The sequence below is a fragment of the Arthrobacter alpinus genome, assembly GCF_900105965.1.
Lineage (GTDB): Bacteria > Actinomycetota > Actinomycetes > Actinomycetales > Micrococcaceae > Specibacter > Specibacter alpinus.
Map to the genome: position 1 here is coordinate 929,420 of NZ_FNTV01000001.1, position 17,273 is coordinate 946,692.

23 protein-coding genes are annotated in these 17,273 nt (G+C 57.6%); 3 read left to right on the forward strand and 20 right to left on the reverse strand.

The window, feature by feature from the left end; genetic code table 11:
* Positions 1–3: 3 nt before the first annotated feature.
* The 7 genes from BLV41_RS04260 to BLV41_RS04290 all read right to left on the reverse strand — a co-directional run bounded on the left by BLV41_RS04260 (position 4) and on the right by BLV41_RS04290 (position 6,218).
* Complete coding sequence (locus BLV41_RS04260; protein WP_074710731.1) at positions 4–408, reverse strand: head decoration protein; 405 nt, start codon at positions 406–408, stop codon at positions 4–6.
* 30 nt (positions 409–438) lie between these two features.
* A complete protein-coding gene (locus BLV41_RS04265) occupies positions 439–1,179 on the reverse strand; it encodes a hypothetical protein (RefSeq protein WP_074710732.1) in 741 nt (246 codons plus the stop codon).
* Positions 1,180–1,239: 60 nt separating this feature from the next.
* Positions 1,240–1,992: a hypothetical protein gene (locus BLV41_RS04270; protein WP_139244200.1), complete on the reverse strand. Its 753-nt coding sequence runs from the start codon at positions 1,990–1,992 to the stop codon at positions 1,240–1,242.
* A gap of 44 nt (positions 1,993–2,036) precedes the next feature.
* Positions 2,037–3,572, reverse strand: a complete 1,536-nt coding sequence (locus BLV41_RS04275; RefSeq protein ID WP_074710734.1) for a phage portal protein — start codon at positions 3,570–3,572, stop codon at positions 2,037–2,039.
* Positions 3,573–3,590: 18 nt separating this feature from the next.
* Positions 3,591–4,874 (reverse strand): hypothetical protein, encoded by a 1,284-nt coding sequence (locus tag BLV41_RS04280; RefSeq protein WP_211481601.1) that lies wholly within the window; start codon positions 4,872–4,874, stop codon positions 3,591–3,593.
* A gap of 357 nt (positions 4,875–5,231) precedes the next feature.
* Entirely contained in the window at positions 5,232–5,711 is a 480-nt protein-coding gene (locus BLV41_RS04285) for a phage terminase small subunit (protein WP_074710736.1), read from the reverse strand.
* 48 nt (positions 5,712–5,759) lie between these two features.
* A complete protein-coding gene (locus tag BLV41_RS04290; RefSeq protein ID WP_139244201.1) occupies positions 5,760–6,218 on the reverse strand; it encodes a DNA primase in 459 nt (152 codons plus the stop codon).
* 784 nt (positions 6,219–7,002) lie between these two features.
* On the opposite strand from BLV41_RS04290, the gene BLV41_RS04300 reads away from it, so the two are divergent.
* Positions 7,003–7,350, forward strand: coding sequence for a hypothetical protein (locus tag BLV41_RS04300; RefSeq protein ID WP_074710738.1), 348 nt, complete (start codon positions 7,003–7,005; stop codon positions 7,348–7,350).
* An 81-nt stretch (positions 7,351–7,431) separates the two neighbouring features.
* Here BLV41_RS04300 and BLV41_RS04305 read toward each other — a convergent pair whose 3' ends face one another.
* Together BLV41_RS04305 and BLV41_RS21555 are read right to left on the reverse strand one after the other, a co-directional pair.
* The gene (locus BLV41_RS04305) at positions 7,432–7,722 is read right to left on the reverse strand and encodes a hypothetical protein (RefSeq protein WP_074710739.1); all 291 of its coding nucleotides are present in this window, start codon (positions 7,720–7,722) and stop codon (positions 7,432–7,434) included.
* 403 nt (positions 7,723–8,125) lie between these two features.
* Positions 8,126–8,548 (reverse strand): hypothetical protein, encoded by a 423-nt coding sequence (locus tag BLV41_RS21555; protein WP_139244202.1) that lies wholly within the window; start codon positions 8,546–8,548, stop codon positions 8,126–8,128.
* Between the two features lie 319 nt (positions 8,549–8,867).
* Here BLV41_RS21555 and BLV41_RS04310 point away from each other — a divergent pair, with 319 nt between their 5' ends.
* On the forward strand, positions 8,868–9,080 hold the full coding sequence (locus BLV41_RS04310) for a hypothetical protein (RefSeq protein WP_074710740.1): 213 nt from the start codon (positions 8,868–8,870) through the stop codon (positions 9,078–9,080).
* Positions 9,081–9,202: 122 nt separating this feature from the next.
* Here the strand turns inward: BLV41_RS04310 and BLV41_RS04315 are convergent, their stop codons facing one another.
* Positions 9,203–9,973 carry a hypothetical protein gene (locus BLV41_RS04315; protein ID WP_074710741.1) on the reverse strand — a complete coding sequence of 257 codons (771 nt, stop codon included), beginning with the start codon at positions 9,971–9,973 and terminating at the stop codon, positions 9,203–9,205.
* 243 nt (positions 9,974–10,216) lie between these two features.
* On the opposite strand from BLV41_RS04315, the gene BLV41_RS04320 reads away from it, so the two are divergent.
* Positions 10,217–10,924 (forward strand): hypothetical protein, encoded by a 708-nt coding sequence (locus BLV41_RS04320; RefSeq protein ID WP_074710742.1) that lies wholly within the window; start codon positions 10,217–10,219, stop codon positions 10,922–10,924.
* Positions 10,925–11,194: 270 nt separating this feature from the next.
* On the opposite strand, the gene BLV41_RS04330 is transcribed toward BLV41_RS04320, so the two are convergent.
* The 10 genes from BLV41_RS04330 to BLV41_RS04375 all read right to left on the reverse strand — a co-directional run bounded on the left by BLV41_RS04330 (position 11,195) and on the right by BLV41_RS04375 (position 17,250).
* On the reverse strand, positions 11,195–11,614 hold the full coding sequence (locus BLV41_RS04330) for a hypothetical protein (RefSeq protein ID WP_074710744.1): 420 nt from the start codon (positions 11,612–11,614) through the stop codon (positions 11,195–11,197).
* Positions 11,615–11,688: 74 nt separating this feature from the next.
* Positions 11,689–11,955 carry a hypothetical protein gene (locus tag BLV41_RS04335; RefSeq protein ID WP_074710745.1) on the reverse strand — a complete coding sequence of 89 codons (267 nt, stop codon included), beginning with the start codon at positions 11,953–11,955 and terminating at the stop codon, positions 11,689–11,691.
* The gene (locus tag BLV41_RS04340; RefSeq protein WP_074710746.1) at positions 11,952–12,746 is read right to left on the reverse strand and encodes a phage antirepressor N-terminal domain-containing protein; all 795 of its coding nucleotides are present in this window, start codon (positions 12,744–12,746) and stop codon (positions 11,952–11,954) included. Before BLV41_RS04340 ends, BLV41_RS04335 begins: the two co-directional genes overlap by 4 nt.
* Before the next feature lie 102 nt (positions 12,747–12,848).
* A complete protein-coding gene (locus BLV41_RS04345; protein ID WP_074710747.1) occupies positions 12,849–13,307 on the reverse strand; it encodes a hypothetical protein in 459 nt (152 codons plus the stop codon).
* A gap of 106 nt (positions 13,308–13,413) precedes the next feature.
* Positions 13,414–14,670 carry a replicative DNA helicase gene (locus BLV41_RS04350; protein WP_074710748.1) on the reverse strand — a complete coding sequence of 419 codons (1,257 nt, stop codon included), beginning with the start codon at positions 14,668–14,670 and terminating at the stop codon, positions 13,414–13,416.
* Positions 14,667–15,068: a hypothetical protein gene (locus BLV41_RS04355; protein ID WP_074710749.1), complete on the reverse strand. Its 402-nt coding sequence runs from the start codon at positions 15,066–15,068 to the stop codon at positions 14,667–14,669. Before BLV41_RS04355 ends, BLV41_RS04350 begins: the two co-directional genes overlap by 4 nt.
* Before the next feature lie 2 nt (positions 15,069–15,070).
* Positions 15,071–16,018: a hypothetical protein gene (locus BLV41_RS04360; RefSeq protein ID WP_074710750.1), complete on the reverse strand. Its 948-nt coding sequence runs from the start codon at positions 16,016–16,018 to the stop codon at positions 15,071–15,073.
* Positions 16,011–16,289: a hypothetical protein gene (locus BLV41_RS04365; protein WP_074710751.1), complete on the reverse strand. Its 279-nt coding sequence runs from the start codon at positions 16,287–16,289 to the stop codon at positions 16,011–16,013. The genes BLV41_RS04360 and BLV41_RS04365 overlap by 8 nt, the downstream gene beginning before the upstream one ends.
* Entirely contained in the window at positions 16,286–16,699 is a 414-nt protein-coding gene (locus BLV41_RS04370) for a hypothetical protein (protein WP_074710752.1), read from the reverse strand. Before BLV41_RS04370 ends, BLV41_RS04365 begins: the two co-directional genes overlap by 4 nt.
* Positions 16,696–17,250: a hypothetical protein gene (locus tag BLV41_RS04375; RefSeq protein WP_139244204.1), complete on the reverse strand. Its 555-nt coding sequence runs from the start codon at positions 17,248–17,250 to the stop codon at positions 16,696–16,698. Before BLV41_RS04375 ends, BLV41_RS04370 begins: the two co-directional genes overlap by 4 nt.
* Positions 17,251–17,273: the final 23 nt, after the last annotated feature.

A 17,273-nucleotide genomic window follows, 5' to 3' on the forward strand; every position in this document is an offset into this window, starting at 1 on the left:
CTATCAGGCCGAGAAGTGAATGAGCTTGAGGGCAGTCTTGGCGGCCGCATCGAGCGAGCCCTTGCCCGTGGCAAGTGGCAGCTTGGCCGGGTTCACGAAACCGTGAACGACGGAGGCGCCGCCAACCTTGACGGAACCCTCACGAACGGCAAGGGAGCTGAATAGCAAGCCAGCAGCAACCCCGGAGCCGTCGAGCGCGGCGGAATCGTACGGGGCATACAGCTTGGTAGCCGTGATCAGACCCAGCACAATGCCGGACGGAATGAAACCGTTCGGGTGCAGGCCAGCGAACTTGGAGATGTCCAAAGTCACCGAAGGGGTAGTGCCCGGCTCAGTGCCGTGCTGGCTCAAAAGCCACGAACGGTTCTCGACCTGCGAGACCGTGGAAGAGACTGTAATATCAGTCATTGTTTTGTCCTTTCAAAGGGCGATTGGTTGTTACTTCTTGGGGCTGAAACGCCTTGCGGCCTCGGCCTTACCGGCATCCTTTTTGGACACCTTCGACTGATCACGCTGGCCCTGCCCAAGATTCGGGAACTTCTGCTTCCCATCACCTGCAGGGGCAATGCTGTTGATCAGTGCGGTCACCTTGTCGGTGGAAACCTCGCCCTTGTCGGTGAGGAAATTTGCATGATTCAGGTTCTCGATCAAAGCGCCCAGCGCGTCGGCCGGGATCCGGCCAGCTGCAACAGCTTTGATCTCGGCGCCAACGAGGCGGGGAGCGGACTCGCGGCGAGCTTCGGCGCGACCTTCTTCGCGGGCCTTCTCGATGGCCTTCACGTCGTCGGGCTTCTTCGCGTCGAGAGCCTGCTGATGTGCGGCAGCGTCGGCCTGCAACTTCGCCAGACCATCGGGAGTCACATCGCCGTAAGCCTTGTTGCGGTCCTCATGCTTGCGCGCCTGGTGCTTCCAGTACGCGGTCTGCTCGGCGGGCTCCATGTCCTTCACAGCCGTGTTGGCCGGAAACTCGGGATTAGAAGCTCCTGCGGCACCCACACCGCCCTCTCCGCCAGCCGCAGCACCTTCGCCGCCATCGGCTCCCGCAGCGGCGCCACCCTCGGCAGGCGCGGCGCTCATCGTCGCGTCCCCGAACTGGGCCCGGTTGTGAGCGAACAGGGCAGCGAGACCGCCTGGTGCGTTCAGATCAATGCCGTGCGAGGAACGAATATTCTTGGACATGTTGTCTCCTTGACAGGGGTACGAAAAAGGCCCCCATGCCGGGAGCCTCAAGAAAGTTGATTAGGGAATGTCAGTTGGTCCGCGGAAGGAATCTCCCTCTCGACCAAGAACAGGGCCAATCTCGCCATGCTCGTTGATCACATACCGCGTGTTGATAAGGTCTTTGGCGGCCGTTGACCCCGCATCGTCGTACAGGCGATCAAGATCCTCCCGGTTCACAGCCACACCCGGATCCTTGCCGTTCTTGATTGGCAAGACTCCACAACCACAGCCACCATGAATAGGTAGAAGATCGCCGCGGAAGTACATGCGGTCAGATGCAGCGATACACATCCCGCACGTACCGGACACGGCCCGCTCAGGACGGATAATGCGCCGGTACCCGTCCACCCGGTTCTTGACCATGAAGTTCTTGGACTGGGCCCGGAACGCAAGATCAAGATCCGTCTTGGCCATGCTCGTGGCACGAGAAAGGACCGCCTGCTTGATTAGCGCCGGCGCCGCACCGATCGATGCCTGAAAGCGGTACTGATCAGCCAGACGCCCATAAGCGCCCGCATGCGTGACACCTTGCCGAAGCGTCGCCGGATCAATAGGCCCAGATGGACGCACAGAACCAACGAACACCTCAGAAGCGACCCTTTGCAAGTACGCCTCGGTCACGTTCGCTGTCTGCCGCTGAGCCGCCTCCACGACCGTCACAATCTGATTGGTCATGGCCGTGATCGCGTCATGGTCATACCAGCCATCGAAACCCTTCACCAGAGATTCAACGGCAGCAGCCGCCCGCAAAGACAGCTGCTGCCTCGTCACGGAATGAGCATCGATTAGCTTATTGATCCTCGGATCGGCGGCCACTAGAACGCCGCCTCAGTCTTCCAAGTAACCGGCCCGCCTGGACGGAACGTCAGACCCTCAAGGCCAGCAAGGCGCGCCGCATCCTCAGGAGTAGCGCCGGCACGAATCAACGTACCCATCGCATCAGCCTTGGCAGACAACGCCTCGGCTGCCTCAATCGGCGTCAGCCCCTCATCAGCATTCGGAACAAGCATCGCCTGATCCATCCGTGCCGACTTCATCTGGTCGATCTGTTCCGGCGTCTTCTGCAGAACGTCAGCCCAAATTGACTCTTCCGGCTCACCGGAAGCGGCAGCCTTGGAAGCAGCATCGTACTTCTCAGAAATACTGTGCCGCTCGATGGGGAACCATCCAACCTCGATGGTTGACTTATCTGAACGCTTCTCATCCCCAGCGAAAAGGAACGCATAGCTGAACGTTTGAGCCAATCCTGCAGTCGCCCGAGTCTGCAAATCCTCACAGCGGAAAACTAGCCCATCCGCCGACGCCTTAGCGCCCTCAGCTGACTGATTATCCGGCGCAAGAATGGAAATCGGGGTACGCGTCACTGCAGCCAAATGCACAACGTCGTCATGGATACCCGACAAGATCCCTTGAAGGTCAACTTGACCTGACTCCCACAGCTTCGCCGTCAGCGGCAACTTCCAAACACTGCCCGGATCAGCAGAAAGGATAGCGTCATAATCAATGACGTTGCCCTCTTCGTCCTTCTCCGGCATGTCTTTGTCATCAACGAACACGGCACGCTGTCGGAATGCTTGCATCGTCGCAATGACCATGCGCTGCAGCAGCATGTGGTTGATACGGTCCAGGACATCAATGTGGGTCTCAAATGCACCAATGCCACGCCGGTTCCGGTAGCGAACAACCGGGACGACGTTGCCGGGGATGACCTCGCCAGACTCCCCGCCAGATTCTTCATCCCAAGACCAAGACTCAGGATCAAATGCCGGGGAACTATCCGCGCTTTCATTGTCAACAAATGCCACGTATCGGACGCCCGGGAGGAACAAGTACGCATAGTCACGGGCGGCCTCAGGATCATGGAACATCTTGATCGCGCCGCGCACCTCGGACTGTCGCGCCGGGTTGTGAATAGTCACAACCTGTCGGGGGTCCTCACCCGTGATGACCGGCTTCTTTAGATCATCGTCATACCCGGTGATCGTGTACGCATCGCCAAGGGCCAGCATGTTCTCAAGGACGTCAGCGAACTCAACATCAAGCCCGTTGTCTTTCCATACCTGCCATGCCGCGGCGTCACCCTTCGCCGAGTTATCGGCCGAGGTCCTGATACTGCGGACCGTGCAGCGCTCACGGACAGAACCCACAATCAGCTCAGCAAAGTTCGTCCGAGCTTTCTTCTGGAAAGACTGATAGGCGCTCTTGGCAGCGTCGGCACCCTCAGGCAACGGCGGGTCCCCATCGTGATACTTCGCAAGCGTCGCCAAACGCTCCTGCCGGCCAGCCAGCTTCTCAGCCAGCTTCACCATCCACCACCCTGGGGAATCTTTCTCATCAACCTTGATCGACATCAGAACCCCCTTACAGGACTAGCGGATCTTACGAATACGAGACGGCGGGCGCTTGCGTGAAGTGACGCCAGCCTTGCGAGCGTCAAGGCAAGCAGCCCACGACAGGACAGCGGCCATAGCGCCATCGAACTTCTTTTCCTTCTCCTGCTTGTCCAGAATGAACAGCGGCTTCCCATCGTCATCAAGAATCCTCAAATCCTTTCGACCAGCGTTGCCAACATGGCGGATCAGATCCGCGTTTCCATTGTGATGAACTGATACAGAGTCGATAGCTTCAATGAACGCCCGCACCGCATAGGCGGTAATCTTCGTGCGGTTCGTCCACCATTCCTCAATGACATCCGGCCACTTCGCCGCCCAGTCACCCATGGTTTCCACCCAGTGCGGCGGATCCCCATACAGCTTCCAAACGTCAAAGCGCTTCATGATGTCTTCAAGGGTCGAATTGACTTCCTCAACCGGAACTTCCCAGTCATCTTCGTCAGCCGGCCAGTCCGCAGGCTTCTCCCACAGATAAAGCTCCTGGATGCCCGTAAGAACCTCAGTGACCACGAACGCGGTGGAGTCCTTAAACCTGGCCCCATCGAACCCGACAGTGACAAACGCACCATCAGGAATCCTCTGCGGAACCAGCAACGCCTCATAGCGCACGACGTCGAACGCCTGCGAGCTGGACTTAGTCCAACGGTTCAGCCACACACGCTCCAAATACGAACGGTCAGCGCCACGCCGGTCCCACTGCTTAGCGATGCCACGGAACTGCCCGGGACCATACTCACCAACCGGCCCCGTAGCCTCCGACACAGCCGCAATTCGGCCCTCCATCGTCAGCAAGTCATGATGCTTGCCAGCCTCACGGTGGAAGTAGAACAGATCCGGATCGGCAACCTCGCCACGCTCAATAGCCTCAGCCTCACGGTGAGTCTTCTCAGCAACCGAACCCTGCCCAGGCTGACCCGCCGTCGTCGTCTCCAACGACCACGGATCATCCAAAGGACGCTTCTCAAGGTTCGCCATCATCGTCTCGTGAGCATTCACAAGAGACGGCAAATACATGCGGTGAGTCTCATCGAAGTGCTGGAACGTTGTACGGGCACCATCACGGGCGTTAGGAGAGCCAGCCATCGGGACAGCTTTACCGTCCGCACGGCCACGATCATTCAGACGGATAATCCGGTCAAGGCCAGCGTCGAAAAGATCGGCGTCCGGCCCCTCCTGAACAACAACCATCAGAGCGCCATACGCGAGCTCCGCAACCTGCCCCTCAGTGAAAGCCACCATCGGGATATACGGGTCACGCACAGGGCGCCCCACAGGGTTGCCATAAGCGTCAAAGCCATCGCAGCGGACAGGCCCCTCAGGGTGCAGCTCAGCAAAAGCAATCCAAGCCGCCCACTCCGTCTTAGCCGTACCCTTACGCCACGACAAACCCCCGCGCTTATACCGACGCCTCCCAGCCAACTCATGGCCCTGCGGAAACACCTCGTAGAGAGAATAAATAGCTGCACGCTTCTCAGCGTCCAACTCAGCCGGCAACCCCTTCAAAGAACCCGGACCATACACGGCCCGATCCTCAATGAAGTCACAAACAAGCTGCCCCAAAGTCGGGTAAGGAACCTCATCCAGTGGGGGTACTATCAGCACACCCAACCGGGCGGCCTAAACTACGGCGCGAAGAACACTACGCGGGTCAGCATCAGGGGCAGGCTGCTTAGAGCCAGCGCGAGAAGCGCGAGCACGCCCGCGGTCCTCTGCCTCGTCAGCCGCGGCGAACTGGATCTTTAGACGGGCGCGATCCTCAGGGGTCGCGCCAAACTTAGCAACGCGCAGTCGAAGCTCACCAGCGAGCTTTGTGTCACCGCCCCAGTACTTCGCATGCAGCAGCGCGGTGTCCATCAGCTCCGACCAGTCAGTAGAGGTGAATTCTGCTGAGAGTGGGGAATTCGCCCACATGCTCCACCACGTACGAGTGATCGCTGGCCAATCAAATGACTGGTAAGTTACCTCACCATCAACATCCATCCGGACATCGAATTCCGGGAGCTCAGGTTGATCCATCGGATCAGCGGCAATGATCCGCATGCCACCATTACCACCGCGTACGGCACGCCCAGTTGGGGCAGGTCCATGTCCAGCCATAGCTAACCCCCTTGTCGGGAACGAATGAACGCCCCCATGCCGGGAACGCTAGGTGATAGAGACGCCAATCTTGTGCGCCGGAAGATTCAGAGGCAGCAGGGCCGCCGTCGTGCCAGCCACCGGCGTTCCGAGTGCGACATACCGGCCGGTTGAGTAGAACTCGACGTTCCGTCCGTCGCGGATCTTCCGACCTCGGCCAGCAGCCAGCAAACCCCAGATATGGACGCCTTCACCGGACTGGGAAACCTCCGCGAACGTTCCCGGATTGGCAGCCAGGATCTCGGCGGCCCACGGAAGAATCACGCCGTCAACAATCGCATGATCAAGATCAATCACGCCGATGCCGTCGCCATTCAGTACGAACCCAAGACCAACGCCCGCAGACGATGCCACAGCATCCTCGTAGGTTGCCCATGTGCGGGAGTTGGTGGAGCTCCCAGCAGTACCGGAGATCGTCAACGGACGCTTATCATCGGCGCGCCGAACCCAACGAGCGCGAGAGGTCATCTCAACAGGATGTGCCGGACGCCGAGAAACACGCTTCCGACACCGAGCCGAACACGTCACCGCACCAGCCCGCCTAAGGTTGATCGGCTCCCCACACCCTGCGCACGTCCTTGATCCCATACCTCTATCTTACCGCAATGTCACACATAAACCCAGTAAATAGGCGGAAGTTGACGAGGTCGAAAATTGGTGTCCGGCTCAAAAGGCCCAAATTCGCAGCGGGTCAAATATGGGTCCAACTGGCCATTTAGGCCATCTGGAAGCATCCAGGCGGCTCATGAGGAAGGGCCAAAAGGCGTCGGCCCGAAAACCCCAGACTCAGCGGGAAAATAATGTGCAGACCCCTTAGGGGCTCCAACGGTAACCCGGGGAGGGGGATTGCCCCCCGGGTATTTTTTCGCTCATACCCACCCTCGTTGGCGGTCGGCATGTGCTTGGCGTACTTTGACTGCCCGATTTCGTCCGTCGCCAATGGTCTTTTGGCGGTGGTGCGGGGCACATAACCATTGGAGGTTGTGTTGAGTGTGGTCGTCGCCTTCTGTGATGTGGTCGCAGTCTGTGCCTGGCACAGTGCATCGCACGCCAAGGGTTACCCATTGGCATTGTCCGTTGGCGATCATGGCGGTTGCTTGGCGTAGTTGTTCCCAGTTGGCTGGCAGTCTTTCCTTGCGGTCTGAGCCTTTCCATTGTGGTGTGTGATCGACGCAGAAGGTGCGGCCGGTTACTCGTTCTTCGCACCGTAGCTCTCCGCATTTCTTGGGGGCGCGTGGCATAGGATCACCTCATGGGTATCAAGGAGTGGGCAGCGAAGGCTCCTGTTGCAACGTTTGGTGAGTTCGTCCTGCGTAAGGATGGTGTTGAGAAGCTGAAAGGTTTCGGCAGGGAGTCGCAGGGCCTTGATGGTGTGACTGCTTTGGTGGAGTCTGGCGAGGCTTTGGAGTCTCGGGTGACGTTGACCAGGTTGATTGCTATTGGTCTGTTCGCTTTCGCTGCAAAGAAGAAGACCGGGGGTACCTCGTTTTTGTTGATCGAGGGTCCTGATTTTGCGTGGACGCAGGAAGTGAAGCGCGGCGATTTTGAGAAGGCCCAAACGTTTGCGGCCGCTGTTCGGATGGCGTCGAAGGTTGCCTAAGTCTTGCCAGCCGCAGCGGTCGGTACCACCACTGCGACCAGCGTTGCCCGGGTCTTGCCCAGCCCGGCGCGCTGGGTGGATCTAGAACGCTTCGGCTGCGTAGGCCGCTAGGCCCTTGCTGGTGGCGTTGGTGCATCCTGATGTGGCGTAGAGGGCGTTGGATACTTCGGGGTCTTCCATGCCTTGGTATTGGCTGATGATGACCCATGCGGTGAGGTGTTTGTTGCTGACGTCGTGCTTGTTGTCTTCGTCGTCGTCGTAGCGGCCCCAGGCTTCACGGTCGGTCTCCATTGACCGGTTGAGCTTGTCGATGGCTTCATGGGCTTCTGCTCGGAGTCTTAGTGACTCGGCGCTCCATTGTTCTTTCGCCATGCCGCTCCCTAAGTAAATGTCTCTGCTTATGCTTCCGGTTTGGCTGAGACGGTGGCCGGTGGTTCGGTCCCTGCATGGAGTAGGCGCGTAGCGTCGCCTCGCTCTTAGGCCGCAGATCAGTGATCCCACCACGATGCCGTACGGCGCCCGGGTTGATCCTCGGCCGCGCTTTGGGTGACTTGCCCAGTACCGGCCTGCGGTCTCCATGCAGGAAGTGTGTGCGCCGTCGATGAGTTGGGGACGGCGACCCGTTGCGTCATGGGGGAACGCACTCGTGGGGCGGCGGGGAACGCGAACCCCGTGCCAGTCGTAACTGTCCGCCCTTGTGCCGCTGTCTCTCGACCAGCGGCGGTGCGCGTTACCCTGCGCGGGAGATGGCCACCTCAGGCCTATTTCAATTGAGCTAGAACTTTAGGCCTCCCGCAACATCGTTGATGTTTCGTTTGTGAAGTTGGTCGTTCGTCTGTGCGTCAGCTATTGAAGCTGCAATTCGATCATGCTGTTCCTTGGCAATTGCGTTAGCCATTTCGACCGCGCCTTTGAGAGTTCCCATGTGGTGATCGCGAACCTCTTCCACGGTGGTGCCATTCAGGACGAAACGATATGCGTTACAACTAGCTATGCCAGGCCGGTGCATAGTTGAGAACGATGAAGGGTTGTCCCAAGCTTGAACCAATGCTCCTTGTTCAAATGGATTTAGGCTTCGTGACAATGAGAACGGAATGGCATACAGGCCGGACCCTCGGGAGCCGTCATTTTTTGGCTGTGTGACAGATTCAGTGACGATTCCTGTGATCTTGAAGGGCTCATACTCTTTGTTAGTCATGTGACTAGTGTCTCAGTCCGAACTGACATTCTTATCCACATGCACCTAGTCACTCGTCTGGAGTGTCCGTGTATTGGCGGTCGGTTGGCCATTGGTGGTCCCTCGTTGATATAGTCTCTGAGGCACGTCGATCGCTGAGCCATTAGGTAATATGCGGCCGTAAAGAGGGTACTGATTCGCTAGCGAACACCACCCAGGTGCTGTTGGGCCGATCACTCGCGAGTGATCGGCCCTTCTTTTTGGCTTGTCGAGCCCCGATTGGGCCTACTTTGTCCGTGCTTGCCCGTATCGTCGGGTGCATAGGCGAGAGGAGGTGAAAATGGGAAAATCTGGTGGTTTCGATGATGTGTTCAAGGATTTGAATCGACTTTCAAACGCTGCCCGCAAGGCTGACGGTCAAACGGTTCAGCTGGGCGATTGTGTGACGATGAGCCAAGCAATGCAGCGAATGCGTTCGGCTCTCGGCACGGGCCTTTTTAGTGATGCCGATCTTAAATCCATGATCAGGGAAGCGCGTCCGGACTTGCGCTAGGCAGTTAATAGGCGAAAGGCTCGAAGCGATTGATTCTGCTTCGAGCCTTTCGTCATTTGTTTCGACGCTAAGGCCAATCTATGTGACAGTGTTCGAGTTGTCAAATAATTTCTCGAACACGTTTACGCTACCGTGACGTAGCTGTTGGCTTTCGTTCTGGCCCAGAGGTTGCGGACTTTGCGGATTTGGTAGAAGGGCTTGCCGAGGTGGTTTTGTCCGATGGGGGCGATCTTGCCCCGGGATGCCCATTGTCTGATGGTGGCTGGCTTGATGCCTTCCATGGTGACGGGGTCGGATACTGCTCGGCTGATTTCGGCGGCGGTGCCTTGGTGGATGCCTGCTGCTTGGAGTGCTTCTTGTCGCCAGGTGGTGGCGTCCCAGGTGGCTTTGCATTTCGGGCAGCGAGCGTTGGGTTCACCTTTATTGGTGAATAGGGGAGTGTTGCATGTTGTGCCGTCGGCTTCGGTAGGGCATTGGCCGGCGAAGACTAGCCCCTCAGCTTGCCGGTCAACGACGCGGTTTCGTTCCCTGGCGAGGTCATCGAGGTCTCGCACCCAGTCGTTTGCTGCTTCGTGGGTGGCTAGCCAGCCTGCGTGGGCTTTGGCCTTGTGGGCGAGTTTAGTGGCGTCGGTGACGTATTCGAACCGGCCGAGGTCTTTGTCGATGATGATGCAGAGCCCAGACAGTAGCGCGTGGTACCGGCTGCGGATCTCACTGGCGCCAACATGGAACACGTTACGCTCCCTGGGTGAGACGCCGCCTCCACCTGTGCCGCCCGTTTTGGCTTGCATGGTGATGGTGACGTCGAGGTCACGAAGGAGTTCAGGGATCCGGTTCAGGTGGGTGGTGAGTCGGTTCTTCAGCTGGATGTGCTCGTAATCAGCGGTCTGCATTCCATGTCCTCCAACGACTTGTTCGGCTGGATTAATTTTAACACGAACAGGTGTTCTAACGAAGAAATTGCGGCTGTAGTCCTAGTGGAGGCATAACCCTAAATTGAGTGGTGTTGGCCTTGGTTGAGTGTGGCGGGTTGGTACAATCTGGGTATTCTTAGTTCTCCTTTCAGAGAAACGAAATGGCACCTGCCGGACATGGTGGGTGCCTTGTTTTTGGCAATTAACTAAAAGGTGTGGTTGGTGGGGCTTTCAGAGTGGTGGGTAAGGCAGACAAACAAGCTGCCTTACGTAGCTAAGGTACGAGCGTTCGATGAAATCCAGGCGAGGCCTGAGATTGAGCCTTATTCAGATATCATCCCGTTTCTCGATGACGATAAGAGCGTGCGAAGTACCTACACGCATAGAGAGCGCAGTAGTTACGTGTTTCCCAGCAAACAATCTTTCCTCAAGTTTGCGGAGGCCGTTGATGCGCTGGGCTCCTTCAAGCCATTGAGAATCGAGTCCAACGGGGTCATCCCGGATGACGAACCCATGGCTGAACAGGTCGAGAGATACTTCGCTTTGAGTGAGGTGCACCGAAAGCAGCTCTTGATCAGCTCAGGCGAAGACGGGGGAAGAAGCCGTCTCAGGTTGATATTCGATCAGGGGCGACAGCCCAACTTCTCGATGCCCTGGAACACAGTGATTGATGTGCTAATACAATCGTCTGAGCAACATAAGGCAACCGCAGTCGGGACACAGGTTTACGGTGCGCTAGTACGGTTCGCCGATCTCAGGCCAAACCGTGGTGCATCTTCGAAAGTGTCTGTGGTCCGCCCCATGGACATACATACACGCGAACTTGAAGAGTTCAAGACCCGACAGACACGCAAGACCGTGTTCATCTCATCGGTAATTTCCATTGGAGCAGCCTTGCTGACCATAGCGTCGCGAATCTTCTTGCCCTAGAAATCACCGAACATCCATGGGACTACATACACGCAGAGTACCGCCCCTCCTTGCAAGATCAATGCCGGAACGACATACAACCTGAAGTCGATCCTCAAATTCCGGCGACGCGCTGCTCTTAACCCCGTGGCAACTTCACTCGCGGTCCGCCGATCAAAGTCACCGAACAAGAACGTGGTCCGAGGGCTCATGAACACGGGCTCTCCGCTTTCATTCACACCGCATTCATTATTCAGGAACCACATCAAGGGCTTGTAGACACTCATACTGTCACCGTCTCCTCGAGGGTTGGTCGGTAGGTTGTTGCGGCGTACTAGAAGGATTGCGATTTAGCTTGGGCATCCACCAGCGTGAGTAGCCTTCGATGCTGACTCTCTCGAACCTCGTTAGGTCGGTCGTCTCGAGGATGGACAGTTTTGCCACACACCGGCGGCAAACGTTCTCCTCGGTCGATTTAAAGGAGAGTGGCATGACGACACGGATCAGCTGTCCGCAGAGGGCTGCCCGGTAGTCCCAGGTTTCTTCGACGAAGAATGGTTCTTGCATGGCGGGGCGGTGGGTGTTGTTGACGACCGCATGGACTTGCCCCGGATTGTCCCTCAGCCGTGGAGTCTTGTGTCCAGTCAAGAGATCTCTGGTGATGACATAGTTTGTGAGTCCTGCTGCGTAGCGGATTTTCTTGGGGGTCATTATTTCGCCTTTGGGGTTTGGGCTTCGGCTGAGCTACTGGGTGAGCGGCCCAGCCGAAGCGTCTTGAGGTGTGGTTAGGTCTGATTGTCTGCCGCGGCGAACAAGACGCTGGGGCAAACACCGAGGATGCGGGCGAAGGCGAATATGTCACTGACCATCAGTGGGCTTTTGTGCTTCAGCTTCTTATCCAAGGTGCGTGACGTGAGGTGACTGTTGGCCACTATGTCGGCCTTCGAAACTTTCCGGACGTCCATGCAGTTCTTGATCGCCTCGACCACTGCGACTGAGACAGGGTGCTTGGGTGAGAAGATACGCGGCTGGTCCGTGGTTGCGATGTTCATGCCGAGAGCTCCTGGAAGAATGTGGCGCCGAAAAGGACTTCGTAGTCGTCGTTCCAGACTTGGTCGAATAGCCAGCGGTCGGCTTCGATGTAGGCGTTGATTTCCCGGATGCGCGATCCCACTTCTCCCGGGGATTTCTGTGGGGCGCGGCCATGGTGTGCCTTGTAGGCTGCGGAGACTTTGCGCCCGAAGATGGACCGTAGCGTTTTCGCTTGCGCCGCAGTGAGTCCGGACTTCTCATTCAGGTATGACTCGACGTAGAGCGGGATCTGACTATCGAGAATCTCGGGCACCTCGTCTAGTGCCCGGGCGAGAACAATCCGCGCCTTCCCCTCGAGCCAGTTCTGATCCACGAGACCACGGGCCAGACCAAGCAGCTCAATCTGGTCCCGGGTCTTCTTGGGCAGTCCATTCGGTGCAGTGATTCCCGCCCTCGGGTTCACGGCCACACCCTTGTTGAAGTAGGCGTCCAGTGCGTCAGTTGATTCGTTCTGGAAGGCGATCAGGATTGGTCGGGCGGCTTCGGATACCCTAGCCACATCGATGGTGGCCAGCCACATTGTCATGGTTCGCTGGTCGATCATCGACATCTGATAGGTCTTACCGTCTGCGCCAGTCATGTCCCGGAGGGACACAACTGCCCACGGCTTGTTTTTCAGCTTTTGCAGTTGCTTCGAGTAGGCGAGTCCAATGGATTCACAAGACTGACGTAAAGCAACCAGCGGGTTCCCGTCATTGGCATCGGCAATGATCTTTGTGCCGTGGAACGGGATCTGAACTAAGGTAGTCAATGAATTTCTTTCTGGTTGGATGGATTTTCTGTGGTGGCCACCGTGCGAGGTGGCCACCACTTTTTATTGATCGGATGGGACGCGTCTGATTTCTTCGCGGCGCTAAGCCTGTTTGATCTGGTCGATCTTGGATTGCAGCTTCTGAATGCGTGCCTGGTCGCGGACCTTCTTACGGTTGGCGGTAGCTTCTTCGAGCGGCACCCAGGCGGCGGCGGTCTCTAGCACAATGGCGGTCGCCCCGTAGGACTCGACCAGTGCGGCGCGTTCTTGTGCTGCGGATCGTGAGGCGTAGGTGCGGCTGGTTGATGGCCACCAGAAGTCACCGGTATTGCCGTCCCTGTCCTTCGAGCGCGGATCTGAGTCCCAGCCTTCGGGCGTCCAGCTGGTGCTTAGTGTCGGATCGCAGCCTGTGCCATCAGGGAATTCGTACTTGGCCCAGCTTCCTGCGGGATAGCTGGTGATGTGGACGCGGTAGAGGCGTGTCCTGTCGACTGGATTCCACGGGATTTCGAGTGTTTCGCTGGGGATCAGACGGGTGAGTTCGTTATGCGAGACGGTCATGGTTTTGTCTTTCCGGGTTGGCTGAATGGCCGGACGCCGGGTGGAGTCGGCCTGCTGGGAAGGTGTTTGTTTAGGGGGTACTCACTGCCGAGTACCGCCTTGGTGACTACGCGGCCTGTTGGCGGTCGCGGATCTCGGAGTAGTAGCCGCAGAAGTCCATGTCGGCGGTGCCAGTCACGCCGTGCCGGTTCTTGGCTACGATCAGCTCTATCTCGTGCGGGGATTTCATGAGGTCTCGGTGGAGCAGGATGACCACGTCAGCGTCTTGTTCGACACCGCCTGATGCGCGCAGGTCGGACAGCTGAGGGACTTTTCCGTCTCGCTGTTCAGAGCTACGGTTCAGTTGCGACAGGGCGATTACCGGGACGTCCAGTTGTTGGGCCAGGAGTTTCAGTTTCCGTGAGTTCTCCGTGACTGTCTGGTACTCGTTCTTCTTCGGGTCTGAGGGTTCCATGAGCTGCAGGTAGTCAATCACAACGGCGGCCAGCCCGTGTTGGCGCTTGACTGACCAGACGTGCCGGCTGATGTCGGTGAACTTCGCACCGTGGGTCTTATCTACGTAGAGCGGCATTGCCTCCCATCGCTGGATGGAGGGCGCCATGCGATTTGTGTCCTCATCGGTGAGATTGTTCCGGGTGACGTGGCCGATGTCGATCTTGGCATCTAGGGAGATCATGCGTTTCTGCAGTTCGACCTCTGACATTTCCAAGGAGATGAAAGCCACCGGGCCAAGGGCCGTCAGCTTGATTGCTGCCTGTAGCCCTGCGATGGTCTTGCCCACTGATGGGCGGGCGCCGATGACGTAGAGCCCGCCTGGTCGCCAGCCTTGCATGAGGTGGTTGATACTTGGCCAAGGCGTTTCGGAGTAGGTCACTGGTTCGCCAAAAGAATTGATCGTGTCGGCCAGAGTCACGCCGATGGAGTCAACAGTGGTTGAGACGCCGGCTACGGCCCCTTGTACGAGTTCCAATGCCTTATCGGCAAGGATGTCTACATCCATCCCCTCGTTGCCGTACTGGATGAGATACTGGCCCGTGGAGATCAGTCGCCGCCGAGCCGCCTCGCCTGCCACTAGCGCGGCATGGAATGGAACCGCCGCGCCACTGGCTCCCATCGCGAACAATGCGTTGAGTGCCGGAGCGGCAGGGTAGGCCCGCTTTTCGTCAGATGGCAGTTCCCTGATCGCCTGAGTGATTGTGATCAAGTCTGCCGGCCTGCTCGTCTCGGCCATGGACTTGATCAGGTCGAACAAGAGTCCGCCTGCACGGGTACTGAAGTCGTTACCTGTGAGGTTGAGTCCGACTAGGCATTCGCCGCTGCTGAGGATCGAGGCACTGAGAATTGCTTCCTCTGCCGGGATCACTGGATTGCCACCAAGCCCAGAGCAGCATCTAGCGTGAGGTTCTGCTCTTGGTAGCGGTCGTAGGCGGCCGGGGTAAGTTCTCCGGTCGACACGGCCCTGTTGAGGCGCCGAGACACTTCACCCCAATTGCCGGCCTGCTCGTCCGCCTGTGTGGGGTGCCAGCCATTGTGGAAACCATTCCTGCGATCCGCTTCGACTTCCCGGACGTGATCGAGAATGTGGGATGGCATGATCCACGCTGAATACTTAGAGAAGTACTTGCTCACTGCCTGCAAGCAGTCCTGCAGCATGTACGGCGCCAGGATCTCGTGCCAGGCCAAAATGTTTGGGTCATCGACGATTCGGTTGTCGAAGGACTGAATCTTGATCAGCACGCTGGCTGTGTCCTGAATTTCCATGGTCATTGTCCTAACTCGGGCTGAGTGCTTTGGTCGAACTTCGCTTGAAGAGCTTGGCCCTTTGCGAAGGTGTCACGGATCTTGTCTGTTGCTGTTGGCTTGCTGGCAGCGTTGCCGAAGCTTCGGCTGTTGAGGAGCCAGTTTTGCCAGGTCTTGGTCCAGTTGATTTTCGTTGCACCTCGGCCTGGCAACGCTTCCCAGTAGTTCTTGAACTTCATGGTCTCGATATTGATGTCCGCGTTCGGGGCGTTGGCGGATGCCCACTGAGCCATTTCGGATGTCACGTGGAAATCTTCTGAGATGCGGGTGCCGAGTTTTTTCGGCGCCTCTCTTTTATCTACTTCAGTAGATGTAGTAGTAGGAGTAGTAGTAGAAGTAGCACCCGGGGTAGTCTCATCTGTGCTTATGGAGTAACCGACACTATGGGTGACACCGTTCCCGATAGCTTCTTCGTCCTCGTACCCCACGGAATGACCAATAGTCTTCATGTCTTCGTAGGGCTCTTGCAGAATGCTGGAGACTCGCGATTCTTTCCAGTACTCCATAGAGGGGTTAGCCACGTTGAGGCGCCTGAGCTCATGAACAAAGAAGCGCCTGATTTTCGGTGACGAGATATCCGCATAGGCATTGGCCATGGCAATCGGCATCCGATACCTTGCGAGCAACCCGTCATGCCTGACAAAAGACCTGATGAACACTTCTTCGGTATCTTCATCGACATAGACGTAAGAACCCGCCTGAAGCTCAGCAGCAGCTTCCCGCACAGCGCTCGCGGTCACGCCCCGAGTGATCTTCGCTAGACGTCCAGGTCGCCAGTCAGCCACTCCGGCGTAATTGAGCGTCGGATGGATGAGGAGCATCTTGTATAGATGCTGAGCTGCAAGCCCAAGGCTTCGATAGTCAGTGTTCGAAAGCATATCGACACGGATGTTTGCGCGGTCCCTAGCCATCGGTCTCGGGGCCCCTCACTCTCGTGTTCTCCGCGCCCATGCTGGCGGCTTCCACATCGTCCGCGGTGGCCAGCAGCACTTGGGCTAGCCGGCGGGCTCCGGAGGGTGTCAGCCTGTTGTCTTTTGGTGTCCAGACCTCCAAGAAGTGCTTACCCGTGGCCGAGTTCCAAGCTGGCGTGACGATCCATCCCCGGTCCGTGGACTCGGGGCCCGCCCAAAGGTCGGAGCCCTCTTTGACCTTGGCGTAACCCGTGGGCGCCTGGATGCTCATTGTGTGACCTCCAACTGTTCGTTGCCGCTGTGATTGATGCTGGGTTCGGTAGCAAACTGCGTGGCCAGGGATTGAATAGCAGAACCGAGTGCGCTTGCCTGGCTGATGGACCAAGGGCCGTCGCCTTCATGGTCAATGAAGAAGTAGATGCCTGTGTCAGGGTTCCAGCCGGTCGTGATCTTGCTGTCGCCGAGCTGAATCGTGGGACCGTCCCATTCTCCGGACCAGTCTCGGTCGGCCAGCATGTCTTGAATGTCACCAGCGGTCAGGTTCAGATGGAAGTCCGCTGGTGCTCCGTACCGAGCACGGAGGCGTGCCTCGAGTGCGGTAGCGATGGCCCCCACTGGGGTGGCAGACAGTTCAGCGAGATGCTCGTGAATGGGGCTGAGGGAGAGGACAGTGGTGTTCACTTGGTGTCCTCCGAGATTGTAGCCAAGAGACTGACGAGGCCGGCCACTACGGTCATGACTTCCTCGCGGGACTCGAACGAGAAGTACTCGTCAGGTGCTTCTGTTGGGTCCGCGTGGTTAAGGTAGCGTTTGGAGAGGGTGAATTGTTCATCGCCGCCCTCGAACCAATTCGAATGAATGTCCCACTTTTGGTGGTTGTCATGCAGTTGGATGCTGGGACCGCGACCTGAGAGGGTGTCTGTTTCCTCGTCATAGTTCTCGGTTTCTGCCCATGACGGAATGCTCGGTGCTGCTGTTGCCCGCGCCAACTGGTCTTCCTGCATGGGAACGGCGAGCTTCAGGATGGTTTGCGCGAAGCCAATAGCCTCGGCCGGCAACATGTCCCGATCCAAATCCAACTCGAAGTGAAGCTGGTATTCGTTAGTGCTGCGGTCGAACTCGCGGTAGATATGGTGACCGCGGCCCTCAGTTACATCGGCAAAGAAGACCGGCGAACCGGGCTCCGCTTGATCGTATCCTGCGGGAATTTTGCTGAAACTGGTAGACTCCAAGAAAATCTGTTCCTTACACTGGG

Bases quoted from the DNA above. Each gene is read 5' to 3' on its own strand.
- BLV41_RS21555 (WP_139244202.1), bottom strand. From the start codon at position 8,548: ATGACTAACAAAGAGTATGAGCCCTTCAAGATCACAGGAATCGTCACT.
- BLV41_RS04355 (WP_074710749.1), bottom strand. From the start codon at position 15,068: ATGGAAATTCAGGACACAGCCAGCGTGCTGATCAAGATTCAGTCCTTC.
- BLV41_RS04365 (WP_074710751.1), bottom strand. From the start codon at position 16,289: ATGAGCATCCAGGCGCCCACGGGTTACGCCAAGGTCAAAGAGGGCTCC.
- BLV41_RS04290 (WP_139244201.1), bottom strand. From the start codon at position 6,218: ATGACCTCTCGCGCTCGTTGGGTTCGGCGCGCCGATGATAAGCGTCCG.
- BLV41_RS04300 (WP_074710738.1), top strand. From the start codon at position 7,003: ATGGGTATCAAGGAGTGGGCAGCGAAGGCTCCTGTTGCAACGTTTGGT.
- BLV41_RS04265 (WP_074710732.1), bottom strand. From the start codon at position 1,179: ATGTCCAAGAATATTCGTTCCTCGCACGGCATTGATCTGAACGCACCA.
- BLV41_RS04310 (WP_074710740.1), top strand. From the start codon at position 8,868: ATGGGAAAATCTGGTGGTTTCGATGATGTGTTCAAGGATTTGAATCGA.
- BLV41_RS04335 (WP_074710745.1), bottom strand. From the start codon at position 11,955: ATGAACATCGCAACCACGGACCAGCCGCGTATCTTCTCACCCAAGCAC.
- BLV41_RS04305 (WP_074710739.1), bottom strand. From the start codon at position 7,722: ATGGCGAAAGAACAATGGAGCGCCGAGTCACTAAGACTCCGAGCAGAA.
- BLV41_RS04315 (WP_074710741.1), bottom strand. From the start codon at position 9,973: ATGCAGACCGCTGATTACGAGCACATCCAGCTGAAGAACCGACTCACC.
- BLV41_RS04275 (WP_074710734.1), bottom strand. From the start codon at position 3,572: ATGTCGATCAAGGTTGATGAGAAAGATTCCCCAGGGTGGTGGATGGTG.
- BLV41_RS04360 (WP_074710750.1), bottom strand. From the start codon at position 16,018: ATGGCTAGGGACCGCGCAAACATCCGTGTCGATATGCTTTCGAACACT.
- BLV41_RS04260 (WP_074710731.1), bottom strand. From the start codon at position 408: ATGACTGATATTACAGTCTCTTCCACGGTCTCGCAGGTCGAGAACCGT.
- BLV41_RS04330 (WP_074710744.1), bottom strand. From the start codon at position 11,614: ATGACCCCCAAGAAAATCCGCTACGCAGCAGGACTCACAAACTATGTC.
- BLV41_RS04285 (WP_074710736.1), bottom strand. From the start codon at position 5,711: ATGGCTGGACATGGACCTGCCCCAACTGGGCGTGCCGTACGCGGTGGT.
- BLV41_RS04345 (WP_074710747.1), bottom strand. From the start codon at position 13,307: ATGACCGTCTCGCATAACGAACTCACCCGTCTGATCCCCAGCGAAACA.